We start from the raw sequence: 17,664 nt of genomic DNA, 5'->3' as shown, positions 1-17,664 counted from the left end.
GTTTGATTTTCTTCTAAATCGTCCTCATTATACCTTTTCTAGTTTATCTTACTCTTTTGTCTTTTTCAACAAAATAAGGCATTTAAAAGGTAGACCAATTTATTTTCTCATCTTTTTTTAAAGGAATAAAACAGAAAAAAAGAACCTGAAAATGGAATGGACCATTTCCACGCTCTTTTTCAAATTATTTCTCTGTGAAATAGTTTCCTGGGACTACGCTAATCGTTTTTGTTTGTGTATCCACATCTTCCACGTACAATAGCGAAGTGTAGTCATCGATTGCACGACGGCCATTGAATTTTGACTCAGCAAAAACGGTAATGCCCACAAGTTCTGCTTCAAATTCTTCAATCATACTCTTCATACCATTGACGGTGCCGCCGCCTTTCATGAAGTCATCCACGACTAAAACTTTTGAGCCGCGTTTTAAGCTGCGTTTTGAAAGTTCCATTTTTTCGATACGTTCTGAAGACCCTGATACATAGTTCACGCTCACCGTTGAACCTTCAGTAATCTTAGAATCGCGACGAACAATCACAAACGGAACATTTAAGTAATAAGACACAGCTTGCGCAATTGGCACTCCTTTAGTCGCAACGGTCATTACCGCATCAATTTGTTTGCCTAAATATTTAGAAGCAATAATCCGGCCCACTTGTCTTAATAAATTCGGTTCCCCAAGTAAATCTGAAAGATAAACATAGCCCCCAGGTAATAAGCGATCTTGTTCTGACAAACGATCACACAAATCCATAATCAACTGCTCCGCTTCCTCATAAGGAATTTCAGGGATAAAGCGGACACCGCCTGCAGCGCCTGGAATCGTTTCTAAAATACCTGTTCCACGTTCTTTAAATGTTTTTTTAACAATTGCTAAATCTTCACTAATGGAAGACTTGGCAGATTGGTATCGGTCAGCAAAATATGTCAAAGAAACCAATGTATGGGGATGATCTAAAAGATACTGGGTCATATCGATTAATCGTTCACTTCTCCGAATTTTCAAATTCGTCACTCCTTTTCATTCTATCGTTCCTTATTATAAGGGGTTTAACCGAAAAATTCGAGGATTTTTTTCAAATAACTGAAAATAGTTCGCCATTTCTTTTAAAAAAAAGAAATAAAGGAGAAAAACTTTCGTTTTTCTCCTTAGTTTCTTTGCATTTTTTGTTTTCGTTGGACCATGACAACCACTCGGCGATAAATATTGACTAATAAGAATAAACCAATAAAAATTAGGGTAATGCTTGCACTCGGTGGTGTTTCCAAATAATACGAGCTAGTCAACCCTGTTAGCATGCCAATCAAGCCCATAAACACACTGATGATGATCACCGTGTTGAAGCCTTTACCAATTCGCATACCTATTGCAGCTGGTAAGACCATAATTGCTGAAATTAACAAGGCTCCCGCGATCGGAATCATCACAGCAATCGCCACGCCAGTAATTACATTAAAAAGCATCGACATCCAATGAATAGGTAGCCCATCAACATGAGCAGTATCTTCATCAAATGTTAAAACATACATTGGACGTTTAAATAACATAAACAATAGAACTAAAACTACGAATAAAATTGCCAACATAACCACTTGATCCCACGTAATCGTGACGATGGAACCAAATAAATACGATTGAATACTAGCAGCTGAATTGCCTCCTGTTAAATTCATCAAAACTAACGCCAAAGCCAAACCGCCTGACATTAAAATAGCAATCGAAATTTCTGAATAGGTGCTATAAATCATTCGTAAATATTCTAGAATGATTGCAGCCACAATCACGACAATTAAGGTCATTAAATTAGGATTCCAATTAAAAAAGAAGCCTAGTGCCACACCGGCTAATGACACATGTGAAAGGGTATCTGCCATTAAAGATTGTCGGCGAATAACTAGAAAGACGCCGAGCATTGGGGCAATCACTGAGATAAACAGTGCTGCTAAAAAGGCCTTTTGCATAAATGCATAAGAAAGCATTTCTGCCATACGATTCACTCCTTACCGCTAAAATGAACACTACCATTGTAGCGACGTTTAAGCGAATTAATTTTTTAATTCCTGCTTATTTTTTAAATTTTTCCAACATTTCTTTAAGCCGTTCCTTGGCTTTCGTTATGATCGAGCCAGATAACGTTTTATTGGAAACTTTACGTATACGATTCTTCACTCATATGGAAACAACGCCATTTCGAATCTTCTTTGCGGACAAGACGAATTTGACGATCCACATAGGTTTTGATATCTTCATGATCATGCGTAATCATCAAAATAGCTTTTCCATGTTCATGCGCACTGTGTTGCAACAATTGATAAAATTCGTTTCGCGATTGTTCATCCATACCTGTTGTTGGCTCATCTAAAATAAACAAATCTGGATCGGTCGCAAACACTCGTGCTAAACTAATTCGTTGCTTTTGCCCGCCAGAAAGCTCGCCAATTCGTTTGTGGCGCATTTCCCACATGTCCACTGATTTCAAAGCTTTTTCCACATGAAGATGATCTTTTTTCGTCAACGGTTTGAACCAACGATTTCTGGGAAAGCGACCTGAACGTACTAATTCAATGACGGTGCTAGGAAAGCCCGCATTGAAAGAAGCGACTTGTTGTGGAATGTAGCCAATGCTGATTTTTTCACCAGCACTATTTTTTTTAGCGACCGTAATTTTGCCACTTGTTGGTTTTAATAACCCTAAGGTACTTTTGATCAGCGTTGACTTGGCAGCGCCATTTTCTCCTGTTAAAATAACGAATTCCCCTGGATCAACATAATAAGAAACATCTTCTAAAACAGGTTCATCATCATAATAGAAGGTTAAATTTTCGACTTCAATATAATGCATAAGTTGGCTCCTTTCTGTTGCCAGATTAATGAATGCTTTTTTGTAAAGCAGCGAGGTTTTCTTTCATGACAGACACGTAGTTCTCGCCTGCTTCTTGTTCTTTTTGAGTTAAACTCTCTAAAGGATTCAATACGGCTAATTCGACGCCTGTCTCGTCTGCCAATGTTTTGGCTACTTTTGTAGAAGCCGATGCTTCAAAATAGATCACAGAAACATTGTTTGTTTTAATATATTTTTTTAATTCGGCTAAACGACTTGGCGAAGGTTCTTGGTCTGGAGAAATCCCAGCAATCGGTTCTTGGGTCAAGCCATATTGTTTCGCCAAATAGCCAAATGCAGCATGTTGCGTCACAAAGGTCCGATTTTTAGCGCCTGCAAATGCAGCTTGGTATTCCTTATCTAGCGCAGTCAATTTTTCCAAATAAGCAGCGGTATTTTTTTCAAATACGGCTTTTTTCTCAGGATATTTTTTGATAAGCGCATCCCGAATCGCTGTCACTTCTTTTTGCGCTAACACGGGATCTAACCAGACATGCGGATCCAGTTCGTGGGAATGGTTATGGCCTTCATGACCTTCTTCGCCAGATTCTTCCTCTTCTGTTCCTTGCATCAATTGAATGGATTGACTGGCTTCCACGATTGAAACTTTTTTCGTGTCCAAGTTTTCAATAACATTCGGAACCCAAGTTTCTAGCTCTTTACTATTATAAACAAAGACATCCGCATCAGTAATTTTCGCTAAGTCTTTTGCGCTTGGTTCATAATCGTGTGGTTCCGTTCCAGCTGGAATCAACAGCTCAACCTCTCCCTCATCACCAACGACTTGTTTTGCGAAGTCGTACATCGGATAAAAAGTAGTCATTACCGTGAGCTCTTTCTTCTCTTTTGGCGATTGTGTGGTTTGCCCACAACTAGCTAAAAGAAAAGCACTGATTGCTAAAGTAACGCCGATTATCAAACGGCGGTAGATTTTCGTCATGTTCTGTCCTCTTTTCGATTTACCTGTTATAAACCGTAATATTTACGATTTGCCAGGAATAATGTACCAAATGGATCACGGGACGTCAAGGAATAAATTTAAAAAAACAACAGAGCGTGGGACAAAAATCACTTTGGTTTTTTGCTCCACGCTCTGTTGTTTTTTATTTCAATGTCCGAACCAAATAAACTTCTTCGCAAAAGCCTTTAAGTCCATTATAAATCCGTTGTGCTCGTGTTTTCTTTTCACATAAAGCAAAGACTGTCGGTCCACTGCCGCTCATCAACGCTGCATCAGCGCCGTACTTCAGCATGCGATCCTTGATTTGTTGCACGATCGGATGTCTGGCAATCGTGACACTTTCCAACGCATTGCCAACCGTTTGGGTCATCCCAGTATAATCACCATTTTCAATAGCTATTCTTAGTCCAGCAATATCTGGATGGTGCAATTCATCTACCGCTAAATCATTAAAAACGGTACTAGTGGATACACTAATTCTTGGTTTAACTAGCACAATCCAGCATTGAGGCATGGTCGGTAATGCTTCAATTTTCTCCCCACGTCCGTTTGCAAAGGCTGTTCCGCCCCTTAAACAATAAGGAACATCCATACCAATTTGGCTGCCAATTTCACAGAGTTCGTCCATCGTCAACCCCAGATTCCACAGCTTGTTCAAGCCTCGTAATGCTGCGGCACAGTCACTGCTACCCCCTGCTAAACCAGCTGCCACGGGGATACGTTTTTCAATATATATTTTAATTCCTTTATGAATATTATAGGTACGCTTTAATAAGTCAACTGCTTGATAGACATGATTCCGTCGATCCACGGGTAAAAAAGAGCTGTCCGTTTCAATACGAATGATGTCTTCTTCTAGATTTTCAAAAGTTAAATGATCGGCTAAATCTACACTTGCAAAAATAGATTCAACTTCATGATAGCCATCCACACGTTTATGCAGAACATCTAACCCAAGATTAATTTTCGCAGGAGCTCGTTCGATTATTTCCATCGGTTCCCTGATTCACCTTCCTTAATCTTTTGTCTACCAACATTTTAATCTTTTAGATTCTATCATATGTCCATGAAGAAGTACACCGAAGATTGCTCTTTCTCTGACGACAGATGGTTGAAATTAAAAAGAGCTTAGGAACGAAGGGCTCTTCCTTCACTCCTAAGCGGACTTTCTAAATTATACGGCTTGACCGATGAATTCGATTTCAACGGTGCGTGTTAAAACATCTGAATAGCTATAAGATACACGTTCAAATGAGTTCTCGTCTGGATCCAAGTCAACAACAAAAACAGATGGATAAGTCTCCGTTAAGATTCCTTTACGTTCTGTTTGGCGCTTTCTTCCAGTCTGAGCAACTAACATAATTTCACTGCCGATACGGCCTTCCAAATCTTTCTTAATTGACGATAACGTTGTTGGCATTGCATTCACCTCGAGAAATATTATATCACTTTTTTTAAAAAATTTCAAGTTTATCATACTAGAAGTCTGTTTGCAACTACTTTTGCTCGACAAACCGGCTGTTTTGTCGAATTTTTATTCATTTTCTAATGTATATTTCATTTTTGCTTTGGCACGATCATAGGCACTTCGGACAGCTGAAAAAGTTCCCCCACGTACTTTAGCGATTTCTTCTAACGTGTAGCCTTTTAAGTATGCGTTTAAAATTTGTTGTTCCAACGAGGAAAGACGTGTCGGAAAAGCTGCCAATTTTTCTTGAATCATTAATTGACCTAATGGGTCGGTGGCCGTTGTCCCTAAATAGTCCACTAACTCTTCACCAGCGCTTTCTAATCGTTGTTCCAGAGAAATAGACAAGGTATCTGTTCGCCGCTTATAGGCGCATTGATGGCGAATTAAGCTATGTACGTGATTTTCAAAATTTCGTTTAAAAAACTTTCCTAATGATGCTTGTTTTTCTGAATCAAATCGTTCTAACGTCCGAAAGAAGACAATTCGCCCTTCTTGAAGCCAGTCCTCAGTATCATAATCTTTTAAATAGTATTTTTTCATACACTTATAAATCACTGGCTGATATTGCCCATATAAAGCTTGAAATTGTTCTTGGTCTCCTGCTAATGCTTGCTGAATCTGTTCTAACATAAAAAGCCCTCCTTTTCGATAAACGTATCGAATGATTTAGGAGAGCATAGCATGTTAGAAATTTATGACTTAAGCGAACATTTGTTTAATCTTTTTTTTGAGACAATTCTTCTAGCTTCTCAGAAAGTTTTGATAACTGCTCCACGTTCCATGGAGAATTTCGACGAAATTGCTGGAAATGGATATCCGTTGCATGAATGGCAATCGTCTTTTCTGTTTTCTGGACAGCTTTGTAAAGTTCATTGGCCGAAGTCCGCAATGCACCTTGTGAAAAGACCATCCATTGTTCAGCCAAATCACTCGTTGCGACTGTTACTTGCGTTAAACGATCATTTTTTTCACCAGCTAGACGTTCAATATAACTATCTGCTGTTTCATCTTCTTTGGTGAAAACCACGGTCAAAAGGTACTTTTTGTACGTTTGCTGAATGCCTGGGACTAATTGGGCATCAAAGACCACAATGATTTCCAACCCTTCATATTTGGCATAGTTGGACAGACGACTAAGAAGCAGTTCACGCGCATCCTCTAAACGCTCTTGCTTTTTCAACTGGACCAATTCTGGCCAAGCACCAATCATATTATAGCCATCAACGATTAACAATTGTTTTTTCATACAATCGCCTTCTTCTATAATGGGTTGCGGCCACGATAGACTTCATACATTAGCAAGCCTGCAGCCACACCAGCGTTTAAGCTTTGAACGTGTCCAGTCATTGGAATCGTTAATAATTCATCCACTTCTTTATGAAGACCTTGACTCATGCCACGACCTTCATTTCCGATGATTAAGGCAATTGCGCCTTGTGTATTCCAGCGACGATAATCCGTCCCAGACATATCTGTACCAAAAATCCAAAATTGATTCTCTTTTAGCGTTGCAATACTTTGCGCTAGATTCGTTACACGAGCCACTGGAATATGTTCCACGGCCCCTGTTGACGCTTTGGTTACGGTTGGTGTAATTCCCACTGCACGATGTTTCGGAATGATAATACCGTCCACGCCTGTCGCATCAGCTGTTCGCAAAATTGAACCAAAGTTATGTGGGTCCTCTAGACTGTCTAAAATTAGGAAAAATGGTGTTGCTGTCTTTTCTTTTGTTTGTTCCAATAATTCTTCTAAAGTTAAATATTGATACGCCGTGATTGCTAAAACCATACCTTGATGCACGCCGTGATCACTCATCGTATCTAATTTTGCTTTAGGCACCCATTTAACTGGAACAGCCTGTTCTTTCGCTGCTTGTTTTAATTGCCCAATTTTCTCGCCACGAGCATCTTCTTGTAAAAACAATTTATTCCCGCGTCCTTGCTGCAACGCCTCAACAGTCGCATGGAAACCAAAGACAAAGTTATCTGCTAGCTCTTCTGAGGTTCCATCAGCACCTGCTGTCGCTGGTCGTGGGTTCCGTTCTTTTGAACGCTTATCTGAACGTTCTGGACGTTTCTTACCTTTTTTAAAAGGACGAGATTTTTCATTTTTCATTGGTTTCACCTACTTTCTTGATACACCAGTTAATTAATTCTTCTAAACGTTCTTTTTGTTGTGTCAAATGTAAATACCCCATCAAGGATTCGAAACCGGTCGCTACCCGATAGGTCGTCACATCAGCATTTTTGGCAAAGGTGTGACTTTTAGCATTCCGACCGCGTTTGTACATCACTTCTTCTTCCTCCGTTAGCATTTCTCCCGCTAACATCGCTTGCATTAAGCTTGCTTGGGCTTTTGCTGACACGTAGTGTGTCGCCATGCGATGCAAAACATTCGGTTTCGTTTGTCCCAAGGAAACTAAATAATCACGAATGTAAATTTCATAAATCGCATCGCCAACATAGGCCAAAGCTAAACCGTTTAATTGTTTGTAATCTCTCATTCACTTCTTCTCCATCTCGTTCCTTGCGGAGTATCTTCTAAAACAATGCCTTGTTCTTTTAATAAATCGCGGATTTCATCACTTCGGGCAAAATCACGGTCTTTCCGTGCTTGGTTCCGTTCTTCAATTAACGCATCGACTTGTGCATCCACTAATTCTTCGTTTTTAAAGAATAAACCAAAAATAGCTAACCAGCCACTGAAAAGCTTATCCATCGCCACTAGAACTGGTTCCGAAACTGTCGCTTGTTCACTGTACTGATTCATCATCTTCGCTAATTCATAAACGATCGTAATCCCGTTAGCTGCATTGAAATCATCGTCCATTTCCGTAATAAAACGTTGTTCTAATTCGTTTAATTGAGCTAAATAGTGTTCATCCTCTGGCAAACTTGCGACCGCATCTGCTTGTCTAAAACGTAAATTTTCAAACGCATTTTTCAATTTTTGATAATTGGCTGCTGCCTCTTTTAGAGTGCTTTCGCTATAACGAATCGGGCGACGGTACTGGGTGGTGGACATAAAGAAACGTAAAATTTGCGGATCCACTTTTTGAATCATTTCATGAACAGTAATGAAGTTACCTAGGGATTTGCTCATTTTTTCATCGTCTTCACCAATTGTGACATAGCCGTTATGCATCCAGTAATTGGCAAAGGTATGGCCTGTTTTGGCTTCGCTCTGTGCAATTTCATTCTCATGATGTGGAAATTCTAAATCTTGTCCACCGCCATGAATATCAATCGTCTCTCCCAAGTGTTTTGTCGCCATGACAGAGCATTCAATATGCCAGCCGGGACGTCCTTTACCCCAAGGAGAATCCCAAGAAATTTCATCTTCTTTGGCACTTTTCCAAAGAGCAAAATCCAATGGGTCTTCTTTTAATTGTTGTTCAACGCCAGTTCGTTGACTTGCCCCCACTTCTAATTCATCAATCGATTGATGGCTTAATTTACCATAATTAGGGAATTTACGGGTGCGATAATACACATCACCTGCGACCTCATAAGCAAAACCTTTTTCAATTAAAACGTCGATAAAAGCTAAGATATCAGTCATGTGGTCCATCACCCGGGGATGTAGCGTTGCTGGTTGGACATTCAATGCTTGCGTGTCTTCTTCAAAGGCTTTGATAAAACGCTCCGCCACTTCCGGCGCAGTAATTTTCAATTCTTTAGCTGCCTTGATAATTTTATCATCGACATCTGTAAAGTTCGAGACATAATTCACTTCATACCCACGATATTCAAAATAACGACGAATTGTATCAAAGGCGATCGCACTGCGCGCATTACCGATATGGATATAGTTATACACGGTTGGTCCGCAGACATACATCCGAACTTTATGCGCCTCAATTGGCGTAAATACTTCTTTTTCTCTGGTCAATGTATTATAAATTTTAATCATGCCCTTTTTCCACCTTTCTTCCATTTAGACGAACGACTTTCGCAGGAACACCCACAGCTGTAGCATCTGCTGGGATGTCTGAAATAACAACAGCACCCGCCCCAATTTTGAACGTTCACCAATCACAACTGGCCCTAAAATTTGAGCTCGTGCCGAAATCATCGCTCCTTTTTTCACTGTTGGATGGCGTTTACCCGTATCACGACCGGTCCCACCTAACGTCACTCCGTGAAACAAAACAACATCTTCTTCTATTTCCGCGGTTTCCCCAATCACAATGCCCATGCCGTGATCGATAAAAACCCCCGCTCCAATTGTGGCTCCGGGATGAATTTCTACGCCCGTTATGAAACGCCAAAATTGTGCATGAATCTTCGCCAACAAAAACAACTGATGCCTATATAAGAAATGAGACAAGCGATGCCAAAACAGGGCGTGCAAGCCAGGATACGTTAAAAGAACTTCTAGTGTGGTCCGCGCTGCAGGATCGTTTCTTTTAACAGCTGCGACGCTACGTTTCAACCAACTCATAGGGTGAACTCCTTTCTACTATACAAAAATAAAAAACGTCTTTTAAGCAACAAAAAAACGTTGCTTAAAAGACGCCCATGCGTGGTTCCACTTTTCTTCACAAGAACTAGCTCTTGCCTCGATACAGTTAACGCCTGCCGACGTCTTCGGTTACTTTTTTCACCAAAGCCACTCATAGATGCATTTCGACAAAAGATGCTCGCTGTTCTCACCACCCACAGCGTCTCTGAAATCCATCTGATTGTCTACTTCTTCTATTCTTTGTGTTTTTATAACACTTTATTTAAATGATCTAATGCTTTTTCTTTGCCTAATAATTCGATGGTTTCGCCTAATTCAGGACCATGCATTTGTCCAGAAACAGCAATTCGAATTGGCATAAACAAGTTTTTGCCTTTAACGCCGGTTTCTTTTTGGACGGCTTTAATCGCTGCTTTAATACTTGGTACATCGAAAACGTCCAAGGCTTCTAATTGTTCTTTAAACGCATGTAACACAGTTGGCACTGTTTCTCCTTGCAAGAATTCTTTCGCAGCATCATCTAAAACTGGATGTTCATTAAAGAACAAGTTTGATAGTTCCACAATTTCAGCTGCATAACTCATTTGTGGTTGATACAAGCTAACTAATTGTTTTAACCATTCGATTTTTTCAGGAGATGGATTTTCTTCAACACGACCGTCAGCGACTAAATAAGGAATACACATATCTGTTAGTTCACTTAAGTCCATTTGTTTCATGTATTGATTGTTAATCCATTCTAATTTTTTCGCATCAAAGGCCGCTGGTGACTTGCTTAAGCGTTGTTCATCAAACAATTTAATCAAGTCTTCTTGTGAGAAGATTTCTTCTTCGCCAACAGGAGACCATCCTAGTAAAGCAATAAAGTTGAACATGGCTTCTGGTAAGTAACCTAATTCACGGTATTGTTCAATAAATTGTAAAATTGTTTCATCACGTTTGCTCAATTTTTTGCCAGTTTCTGAATTAATGATTAAGGTCATATGGCCAAAGACAGGTGGTGTCCATTCAAACGCTTCGTAAATCATTAATTGTTTTGGTGTGTTAGCAATATGATCATCGCCACGTAAAACGTGAGAAATTTTCATTAAGTGATCATCTACTGCAACGGCAAAGTTATACGTTGGCATCCCATCGCGTTTTTGGATGACAAAATCGCCACCAATGTTATCTGACTCAAAAGTAATTTCACCTTTCACGATGTCATCAAATTTGTATTCTGTGTTACGTGGCACACGGAAGCGAATCACTGGTTCTAGACCAGCCGCTTCTTTGGCTGCTTGTTCAGAAGGTGTTAAATTCGCACAAGTGCCTGCGTAGTGAGGCATTTCCCCACGAGCTTGTTGTGCTTCACGTTCTGCTTCTAATTCTTCTGGCGTACAATAACACTTATACGCACGATTGCTACTTAATAATTGATCAATCAATGGTTGGTAAATTTCTTTACGTTCTGATTGACGATATGGACCATATTCTCCCGGATGAGCAGGTGATTCATCCCATTCCATCCCTAACCATGCTAAGTTTTCCAACTGACTTTTCTCGCCGTCTTCGATGTTCCGTTTTTGGTCGGTATCCTCGATACGAATGATAAATTCTCCGTCATTGTGGCGGGCAAATAAGTAGTTAAATAATGCTGTTCTTGCATTCCCAATGTGCAAGTGTCCAGTTGGACTTGGTGCATAACGCACACGAACTTTCGTCATGTTCATTCCTCTTTCCATTTTTTAAAAACAGACGGTTTAACGTCGTTTTCAGTTATTTTTCCAATAAAGCAACGGCAATTGCGCCGATTCCTTCTTTTTTACCAACAAAGCCCATCGTTTCCATGGTCGTTGCCTTAATGTTCACTTGTGTGACCGCTAAGTGGCAACTCGCGGCTAGATTCTTTTTCATCTCTGCCAAGTATGGGCTCATCTTTGGCTCTTCCGCTAAAATTGTACAATCAATATTGCCAATAGTAAAGCCCGACCGCCCAACTTTTTCATTTACTTTTTTTAATAAGTTTACAGAATTCGCATTTTTGAACTGCGGATCGGTTTCGGGAAACAGTTGCCCAATATCACCCAGACCAGCGGCACCAAGGATTGCATCAATAATTGCATGTGTTAAAACATCGGCATCTGAGTGCCCTAACAGACCTTTTTCATAAGGAAGAGTAACCCCACCAATAATTAAAGGTCGTTGCGGAACTAATTGATGAACATCAAAACCTTGACCGATTCGAATCATACTAAGTCCTCACTTTGCTTAATTTTTATCGTTTTTAGGATGGTTATCCTTGCGATCATTAATCCCGCGACCCGCATGCGCCGGTTTGGCAAAAATCATACGCCCAGCTGCGGTTTGTAAAGCACTTGTAACGACCACTTCGATTTGCTCATTCATGTAATGCTGGCCATCTTCAACCACAACCATTGTGCCATCATCTAAGTAAGCGACCCCTTGTTGACGCTCTGTTCCAGCTTTTACAACCATCACATTCATCGTTTCACCTGGAATCACCACTGGTTTCACAGCATTAGCTAAAGCATTAATGTTTAAAACAGGCACATTTTGAAATTCAGAGACTTTGTTTAAGTTGTAGTCATTGGTCACAACCACGCCATCTAATAATTTTGCTAATTTGATTAATTTACTGTCTACTTCAGAGATATCCTCGAAATCTCCGTCATACATCTCAACGGAGATACCTTCTTCTTTTTGTAAAGCATTTAAAATATCTAAGCCACGACGACCTCTCACCCGTTTTAAACTGTCTCCAGAATCAGCAATGTATTGTAATTCATATAAAACAAAGTTAGGGATCAGCAAAACACCTTCTAAAAAGCCTGTTTTAGCGATATCGTAGATTCTGCCATCAATGATGACACTGGTGTCTAAAATTTTGTATTTATGGAAGTTGTCTTCCACTTTACGTTCCAACATTTGTCCTTCGGTGTCTTCCGTATTTGCTTTCTTTTGGCGAGGTGTAAAAACTTTTTTCCACTCCTCAATCCGTGTTGTTCCCATTCGGAAACCTAAGTAACCCAGAATAATCATAACTAGAATTGGCAGTAAACTATTCACGACAGGAATTTGTAAGTTGTACATTGGAATGGAAATAATGACACCAATTGTTAAACCAATGATGGCACCAATACTTCCAAATAATAAATAGGTTAAACTCATTTCATTTAAAGCTGCTTCGATTTTTTTGACAGCGGAAACAATATACTTTGCTAACCCTAAAGATAAAATAAAGAAAATAATTGCACCAATTAATCCGTTCGTAAAGTTATTGTTTAACCAACTGTTATTGCCTTGCTTAGCCATTTCCCAAGCCATTGGGAAAAGAGAAATTCCTAAACTTGCACCAGCAATGATCATCAGCAACGTGATGATTCGTTTTTGCATATAGCCATCCTCCTCGTTTATTTAATAAAGACGTCTAGCGTTGTGGGGCGTACAAAAATCATACGCCACCAACAACCTAAACGGATTATTTCTACTTTCATCATTTAAAAACTTTTCTTAACGTTTCACCAATTGTTGAAACGCCAATAATTTCAATCCCTTCAGGCGCTTCCCAGCCACCAAGGTTATTTTTAGGGACATAGACTTTTGTAAAGCCTAGTTTTTGCGCTTCACGCACTCGTTGTTCAATACTATTCACGCGGCGGATTTCACCAGTTAAACCAATCTCACCAATGAAACATTCTGAAGATGAGGTTCCTTTTTCTTTATAGCTAGAAGCAATACTGATTGCTAACGCTAAATCAATAGCTGGTTCATTAATTTTGACTCCACCAGCCGCTTTTAGATACGCATCCTGGTTTTGTAATAAAAGGCCTGCCCGTTTTTCTAAAACCGCCATGATTAAAGAAACGCGATTAAAGTCCAACCCGGTGGTCGTTCGCTTGGCATTGCCAAACATCGTTGGGGTAACTAACGCTTGGATTTCCACCAAAATGGGGCGTGAACCTTCCATTGCTACCACAATCGAAGACCCAGTGGCTCCTTCTAAACGTTCTTCTAAAAAGACCTGAGAAGGATTCATAACTTCAACCAATCCATGTGTCTGCATTTCAAAAATACCAATCTCATTCGTTGAGCCAAACCGATTTTTGACAGCCCGTAAGATTCTAAAGGTGTGATGCTTATCTCCTTCAAAATAAAGAACCGTGTCTACCATATGTTCCAACATCCGTGGCCCTGCGATAGACCCTTCCTTCGTTACGTGTCCGACAATAAAAATGGCAATCCCATTCGTTTTTGCCAGTTTCAATAATTCGGCAGTTGTTTCTCGGACTTGACTGACACTACCAGCAACGCTGGTAACATCTGGCTGCGTCATTGTTTGAATCGAGTCAATAATGACATAATCTGGTTCTAATTTTTCAATGGCTCGTGATATTTCGTGCATATCTGTTTCTGCGTATAAGTAAAATGTCTCGTTGACGGTGCCTAGACGCTCCGCTCGTAATTTAATTTGCTCAGCACTTTCTTCACCAGAAACATATAAAACCGTGCCACCTGTGGCTGCTAATTGTTGCGATACTTGTAAGAGCAATGTTGACTTACCAATTCCGGGATCGCCACCGATTAAAACTAATGAACCTGGAACAACGCCACCACCTAAAACCCGATTCAGCTCCACTAATTCAGTTTTTACACGCGGCTCTTTTTTAGGTACAACTTCAGATAGCCGTTGTGGTTGTGTCTTTTTACCAGTCAAACTTACTCTAGCACGACGATCAGAAGTATCTTGAATAACCTCTTCCACCATCGAATTCCATTGTCCGCAATTAGGACAGCGGCCGAGATATTTTGGAGACACATACCCACAGCTTTGACATTCAAATTGAACTTTTGCTTTTTTTGCCATGTAGAATCTCCTTATCTGTTGTTTATTTTAACATTTATTAAATGGTTTGAATAACGTTGCCTACTGAAAAAATGGGCTTTATTTTTGTCCAGATGAACCAAAACCGCCCGTTCTTTCTGCATCGACTTGGTCATCATCCGCTAATAAAAACGGCTTAAAAATCCCTTGGCCAATTCGTTCACCTTTCTCAATGACAACATCTTCATATCCAAAGTTTAAAAATTGGAACATGATATGTCCTTCGTTATTCTCGTTATTATAATAATCACTGTCAATGACTCCGACACCATTCGCTAAAAGTAGGAACCGTTTTAGCGGGTTCGAAGAACGACTCACCAATTCTAAATATTCAGAATCAGGCATATACGCCTTAATCCCTGTTTTAACTAAAATTGGTTTGGGATTTTCTCCAGCTTGTTGTAACTTCCAAAGACTTGGTACAACGACCGTTTCGGCTGCTTGAAAATCATACCCCGCGGCACCTTTTGTTGCTCGTTGTGGGACACTCAAGCCCTCTTCTTGATACTTAGAAATAATCTCAAAACCACGTTGTTTCATATTCATTCTCCCCTACTGTCTAAACTACTCCTATTTTACCATAATCTCTGATACTCTGGTTGTTTTTAGTAAGTTTCTCATTTCTAAAAGCCCAGTTAATCTAGACTACGCAAAAAAGAGGAGAATTTTTGTTTATTTTCCTTCTTTTAGTCTATCATCTTCTCTTAAAATAAACAGACCAAATCCCAAAAAGTCCCAAGATTCCCTCAAAAAGTTCACACTTTCATTAAACTTTCTTTACTATTCATTATTTAGCACTTTCTAGTAGCCGCTGATTTTGTTATAATGAGTGTCAAATTTTACTGTAAAAAGAAACGAGGCACTTATGAGAAACAAACTCCAACAGGCCAAACGAATTGTGATCAAAGTCGGAACCAGTTCTCTGATTTATCCCAATGGCAATATTAACTTAAAAGCAATTGATCAATTAGCCTTTACTTTGAGTGATTTAAGCAACCAAGGCAAAGAAATTATTTTAGTTTCTTCTGGCGCAATTGGTGTCGGACTGAATAAATTAAATCTATCTGTACGCCCAACGACAATTCCCGAACAACAGGCAGTCGCTGCAGTCGGCCAAGCAGAATTAATGAACATTTATAATCAGCGGTTTTCAACCTATAGCCAACAAATGGCACAAGTTTTATTAACACGTGATGTTATTGAATACCCTGAAAGTCGCAATAATGTTACCAATACTTTTGAACAACTGTTAAAAATGAATATTATTCCTATCGTCAATGAAAATGATACTGTCGCAATTGAAGAATTGGATCACTTAACCAAGTTCGGGGATAACGATCAATTGTCAGCCATTGTCTGCCAAATTGTTCAAGCTGACTTGTTAGTTATGTTATCAGATATTGATGGTTTCTTTTCAGATAACCCTACTGTCAACAAAGAAGCCACGTTATTTTCTGAAATCAATGAAATTAATGAAGACTTGTTCCAATTAGCCGGTGGTAAGGGGAGCCGCTTTGGCACTGGTGGGATGTCTAGTAAATTAAAAGCTGCTGAACGTGTGTTAGCTAATCAACAGGCGATGATTTTAGCAAACGGAAAGCAGCCAAAAATCATTTTTGAAATTTTAGAAGGAAAAGATATCGGTACGTTATTTATTAAAGGAGGGCATGAAAGTGACTGATTTAAAGCAACTAGGGCAACAAGCTAAAGAAGCCTCTTATACGCTAGGCTTGATGGATACTCGTCAAAAAAATACTTTGTTAAACAAAATGGCCGCAGCCATTGAAGCCAATGCGCCCCGCATTTTACAAGCAAACGCATTAGATTTAGAGCAAGCCGCTACCCACGGAATTTCTGAAACAATGCAAGACCGCTTACGTTTAACAGAAGAACGGATCACAGCGATGGCCGAGGGCATACGCCAAGTCGCTACTTTACCCGATCCAATTGGGGAAGTAGATAAAATGTGGCGCAATGAAGCGGGGCTGTTAATTGGGCAACAACGCGTGCCTTTAGGTGTTATTGGAATCATTTATGAATCGCGGCCAAACGTGACAACAGATGCCGCTAGCCTTTGTTTCAAATCAGGAAATGCTGTTATTCTTCGAGGCGGAAAAGAAGCGTTTCACTCCAATCAGATATTGGTGACAATTTTACAAGAAGCGCTAATCCAAGAAGCCGTTTCTCCCCATCTCATTCAATTTGTTGATGATACTTCTAGAGAAACAGCCCAACAACTTATGTGCTTAAATGACTACTTGGATGTCCTCATTCCACGTGGCGGCGCCAACTTAATCAAAACTGTTTTGACGACGGCCACTGTTCCTGTTATTGAAACGGGCACAGGCAATTGTCATATTTACGTGGACAAAGACGCCCAGTTAACAATGGCAACTGAAATTATTGTCAATGCTAAATGTCAACGTCCTTCTGTCTGTAACGCCGCCGAAACGTTATTAATTCATCAAGAAGTGGCTGAAGCCTTTTTACCAACAATTGAAAAAGCCTTGAAGGAGTTTCACGTGGAACTTCGGGCAGATGAACGTGCGTTAGCAATTTTTGAAGAAGCCATTCCAGCGACTGAACAAGATTGGGAAACGGAATTTCTCGACTTTATCTTAGCAGTGAAAGTCGTTGATTCTTTGGACGAAGCCATCCAGCATATTAATCGCTACAATACAAAACATTCTGAAAGTATTATTAGTGATAATTACTTTGCCACACAACAATTTTTACAACAAGTGGATGCAGCCGCTGTTTATGCGAATGCTTCAACTCGTTTCACGGACGGTTTTGAATTTGGATTTGGCGCCGAAATCGGCATTAGTACGCAAAAATTACATGCCCGTGGACCTATGGGCTTAGCAGAGCTTACTTCGACAAAATATGTTATTTATGGAAATGGGCAAGCACGTTCTTAGAAAGAAAAACCCTTGATTTTTAAATCAAGGGTTTTTCTTTCTCCTCTCCAATGTGCATTTTTACACATGAGATTGTT

The 17,664-nt window shown here is 39.8% G+C and carries 18 protein-coding genes, 1 pseudogene and 1 other annotated feature; of the genes and pseudogenes, 2 read left to right on the top strand and 17 right to left on the bottom strand.

The genetic code is table 11. The annotated features are described in order from the left end of the window. Positions 1 to 184: 184 nt before the first annotated feature. From purR to IGL93_RS00175, 17 genes and pseudogenes are all read right to left on the bottom strand, one after another. Positions 185 to 1,006: a pur operon repressor gene (gene purR, locus IGL93_RS00255; RefSeq protein ID WP_002381336.1), complete on the bottom strand. Its 822-nt coding sequence runs from the start codon at positions 1,004 to 1,006 to the stop codon at positions 185 to 187. Positions 1,007 to 1,149: 143 nt separating this feature from the next. Then, positions 1,150 to 1,989 (bottom strand): metal ABC transporter permease, encoded by an 840-nt coding sequence (locus tag IGL93_RS00250; protein WP_002383493.1) that lies wholly within the window; start codon positions 1,987 to 1,989, stop codon positions 1,150 to 1,152. A 161-nt stretch (positions 1,990 to 2,150) separates the two neighbouring features. Next, positions 2,151 to 2,843 carry a metal ABC transporter ATP-binding protein gene (locus tag IGL93_RS00245; protein WP_002356064.1) on the bottom strand — a complete coding sequence of 231 codons (693 nt, stop codon included), beginning with the start codon at positions 2,841 to 2,843 and terminating at the stop codon, positions 2,151 to 2,153. Positions 2,844 to 2,868: 25 nt separating this feature from the next. Then, positions 2,869 to 3,822, bottom strand: a complete 954-nt coding sequence (locus IGL93_RS00240) for a metal ABC transporter substrate-binding protein (RefSeq protein WP_002367576.1) — start codon at positions 3,820 to 3,822, stop codon at positions 2,869 to 2,871. Positions 3,823 to 3,985: 163 nt separating this feature from the next. After that, a complete protein-coding gene (gene ispE / locus IGL93_RS00235) occupies positions 3,986 to 4,837 on the bottom strand; it encodes a 4-(cytidine 5'-diphospho)-2-C-methyl-D-erythritol kinase (RefSeq protein WP_002356061.1) in 852 nt (283 codons plus the stop codon). A 180-nt stretch (positions 4,838 to 5,017) separates the two neighbouring features. Then, positions 5,018 to 5,320, bottom strand: a complete 303-nt coding sequence (locus IGL93_RS00230) for a Veg family protein (protein WP_025189153.1) — start codon at positions 5,318 to 5,320, stop codon at positions 5,018 to 5,020. 57 nt (positions 5,321 to 5,377) lie between these two features. Beyond that, positions 5,378 to 5,944 (bottom strand): sigma-70 family RNA polymerase sigma factor, encoded by a 567-nt coding sequence (locus IGL93_RS00225; protein WP_002383498.1) that lies wholly within the window; start codon positions 5,942 to 5,944, stop codon positions 5,378 to 5,380. Positions 5,945 to 6,029: 85 nt separating this feature from the next. After that, positions 6,030 to 6,560, bottom strand: coding sequence for an NYN domain-containing protein (locus IGL93_RS00220; protein ID WP_010713654.1), 531 nt, complete (start codon positions 6,558 to 6,560; stop codon positions 6,030 to 6,032). A gap of 14 nt (positions 6,561 to 6,574) precedes the next feature. Further along, positions 6,575 to 7,432, bottom strand: coding sequence for a 23S rRNA (guanosine(2251)-2'-O)-methyltransferase RlmB (gene rlmB, locus IGL93_RS00215; RefSeq protein ID WP_430600014.1), 858 nt, complete (start codon positions 7,430 to 7,432; stop codon positions 6,575 to 6,577). After that, entirely contained in the window at positions 7,422 to 7,820 is a 399-nt protein-coding gene (locus IGL93_RS00210; RefSeq protein ID WP_002356056.1) for a Mini-ribonuclease 3, read from the bottom strand. The genes rlmB and IGL93_RS00210 overlap by 11 nt, the downstream gene beginning before the upstream one ends. Next, positions 7,817 to 9,229, bottom strand: a complete 1,413-nt coding sequence (gene cysS, locus IGL93_RS00205) for a cysteine--tRNA ligase (RefSeq protein ID WP_010713655.1) — start codon at positions 9,227 to 9,229, stop codon at positions 7,817 to 7,819. The genes IGL93_RS00210 and cysS overlap by 4 nt, the downstream gene beginning before the upstream one ends. After that, positions 9,222 to 9,760, bottom strand: a pseudogene (gene epsC / locus IGL93_RS00200) (serine O-acetyltransferase EpsC). The gene cysS and the pseudogene epsC overlap by 8 nt, the downstream one beginning before the upstream one ends. A gap of 64 nt (positions 9,761 to 9,824) precedes the next feature. Next, positions 9,825 to 10,031: a binding site (T-box leader), on the bottom strand. Beyond that, positions 10,030 to 11,487, bottom strand: coding sequence for a glutamate--tRNA ligase (gltX, locus tag IGL93_RS00195; protein WP_010706819.1), 1,458 nt, complete (start codon positions 11,485 to 11,487; stop codon positions 10,030 to 10,032). It overlaps the preceding feature by 2 nt. A 52-nt stretch (positions 11,488 to 11,539) precedes the next feature. After that, the gene (gene ispF, locus IGL93_RS00190) at positions 11,540 to 12,013 is read right to left on the bottom strand and encodes a 2-C-methyl-D-erythritol 2,4-cyclodiphosphate synthase (RefSeq protein WP_002367570.1); all 474 of its coding nucleotides are present in this window, start codon (positions 12,011 to 12,013) and stop codon (positions 11,540 to 11,542) included. An 18-nt stretch (positions 12,014 to 12,031) separates the two neighbouring features. Then, positions 12,032 to 13,177 (bottom strand): PIN/TRAM domain-containing protein, encoded by a 1,146-nt coding sequence (locus IGL93_RS00185; protein WP_002368622.1) that lies wholly within the window; start codon positions 13,175 to 13,177, stop codon positions 12,032 to 12,034. Between the two features lie 100 nt (positions 13,178 to 13,277). Then, on the bottom strand, positions 13,278 to 14,648 hold the full coding sequence (gene radA, locus IGL93_RS00180) for a DNA repair protein RadA (RefSeq protein ID WP_002356050.1): 1,371 nt from the start codon (positions 14,646 to 14,648) through the stop codon (positions 13,278 to 13,280). A gap of 78 nt (positions 14,649 to 14,726) precedes the next feature. Next, complete coding sequence (locus IGL93_RS00175) at positions 14,727 to 15,212, bottom strand: dUTP diphosphatase (protein WP_002367569.1); 486 nt, start codon at positions 15,210 to 15,212, stop codon at positions 14,727 to 14,729. A 319-nt stretch (positions 15,213 to 15,531) separates the two neighbouring features. Between IGL93_RS00175 and proB the strand changes: the two genes are divergently transcribed. Both proB and IGL93_RS00165 read left to right on the top strand, forming a co-directional pair. Further along, the gene (proB, locus tag IGL93_RS00170) at positions 15,532 to 16,347 is read left to right on the top strand and encodes a glutamate 5-kinase (protein ID WP_002389550.1); all 816 of its coding nucleotides are present in this window, start codon (positions 15,532 to 15,534) and stop codon (positions 16,345 to 16,347) included. Continuing rightward, a complete protein-coding gene (locus tag IGL93_RS00165) occupies positions 16,334 to 17,587 on the top strand; it encodes a glutamate-5-semialdehyde dehydrogenase (RefSeq protein ID WP_016626237.1) in 1,254 nt (417 codons plus the stop codon). The genes proB and IGL93_RS00165 overlap by 14 nt, the downstream gene beginning before the upstream one ends. Positions 17,588 to 17,664 lie beyond the last annotated feature (77 nt).

The organism is Enterococcus sp. DIV1328a (assembly GCF_050536905.1).
Taxonomy (GTDB): Bacteria; Bacillota; Bacilli; order Lactobacillales; family Enterococcaceae; genus Enterococcus; species Enterococcus faecalis.
This window is presented reverse-complemented; position numbering and strand designations above follow the sequence as displayed.

Coding starts and splice junctions, on each gene's coding strand:
- IGL93_RS00250 (WP_002383493.1), bottom strand. CDS start 1,989: ATGGCAGAAATGCTTTCTTATGCATTTATGCAAAAGGCCTTTTTAGCA.
- IGL93_RS00245 (WP_002356064.1), bottom strand. CDS start 2,843: ATGCATTATATTGAAGTCGAAAATTTAACCTTCTATTATGATGATGAA.
- IGL93_RS00240 (WP_002367576.1), bottom strand. CDS start 3,822: ATGACGAAAATCTACCGCCGTTTGATAATCGGCGTTACTTTAGCAATC.
- ispE (WP_002356061.1), bottom strand. CDS start 4,837: ATGGAAATAATCGAACGAGCTCCTGCGAAAATTAATCTTGGGTTAGAT.
- IGL93_RS00230 (WP_025189153.1), bottom strand. CDS start 5,320: ATGATAAACTTGAAATTTTTTAAAAAAAGTGATATAATATTTCTCGAG.
- IGL93_RS00225 (WP_002383498.1), bottom strand. CDS start 5,944: ATGTTAGAACAGATTCAGCAAGCATTAGCAGGAGACCAAGAACAATTT.
- IGL93_RS00220 (WP_010713654.1), bottom strand. CDS start 6,560: ATGAAAAAACAATTGTTAATCGTTGATGGCTATAATATGATTGGTGCT.
- rlmB (WP_430600014.1), bottom strand. CDS start 7,432: ATGAAAAATGAAAAATCTCGTCCTTTTAAAAAAGGTAAGAAACGTCCA.
- IGL93_RS00210 (WP_002356056.1), bottom strand. CDS start 7,820: ATGAGAGATTACAAACAATTAAACGGTTTAGCTTTGGCCTATGTTGGC.
- cysS (WP_010713655.1), bottom strand. CDS start 9,229: ATGATTAAAATTTATAATACATTGACCAGAGAAAAAGAAGTATTTACG.
- gltX (WP_010706819.1), bottom strand. CDS start 11,487: ATGACGAAAGTTCGTGTGCGTTATGCACCAAGTCCAACTGGACACTTG.
- ispF (WP_002367570.1), bottom strand. CDS start 12,013: ATGATTCGAATCGGTCAAGGTTTTGATGTTCATCAATTAGTTCCGCAA.
- IGL93_RS00185 (WP_002368622.1), bottom strand. CDS start 13,177: ATGCAAAAACGAATCATCACGTTGCTGATGATCATTGCTGGTGCAAGT.
- radA (WP_002356050.1), bottom strand. CDS start 14,648: ATGGCAAAAAAAGCAAAAGTTCAATTTGAATGTCAAAGCTGTGGGTAT.
- IGL93_RS00175 (WP_002367569.1), bottom strand. CDS start 15,212: ATGAATATGAAACAACGTGGTTTTGAGATTATTTCTAAGTATCAAGAA.
- proB (WP_002389550.1), top strand. CDS start 15,532: ATGAGAAACAAACTCCAACAGGCCAAACGAATTGTGATCAAAGTCGGA.
- IGL93_RS00165 (WP_016626237.1), top strand. CDS start 16,334: ATGAAAGTGACTGATTTAAAGCAACTAGGGCAACAAGCTAAAGAAGCC.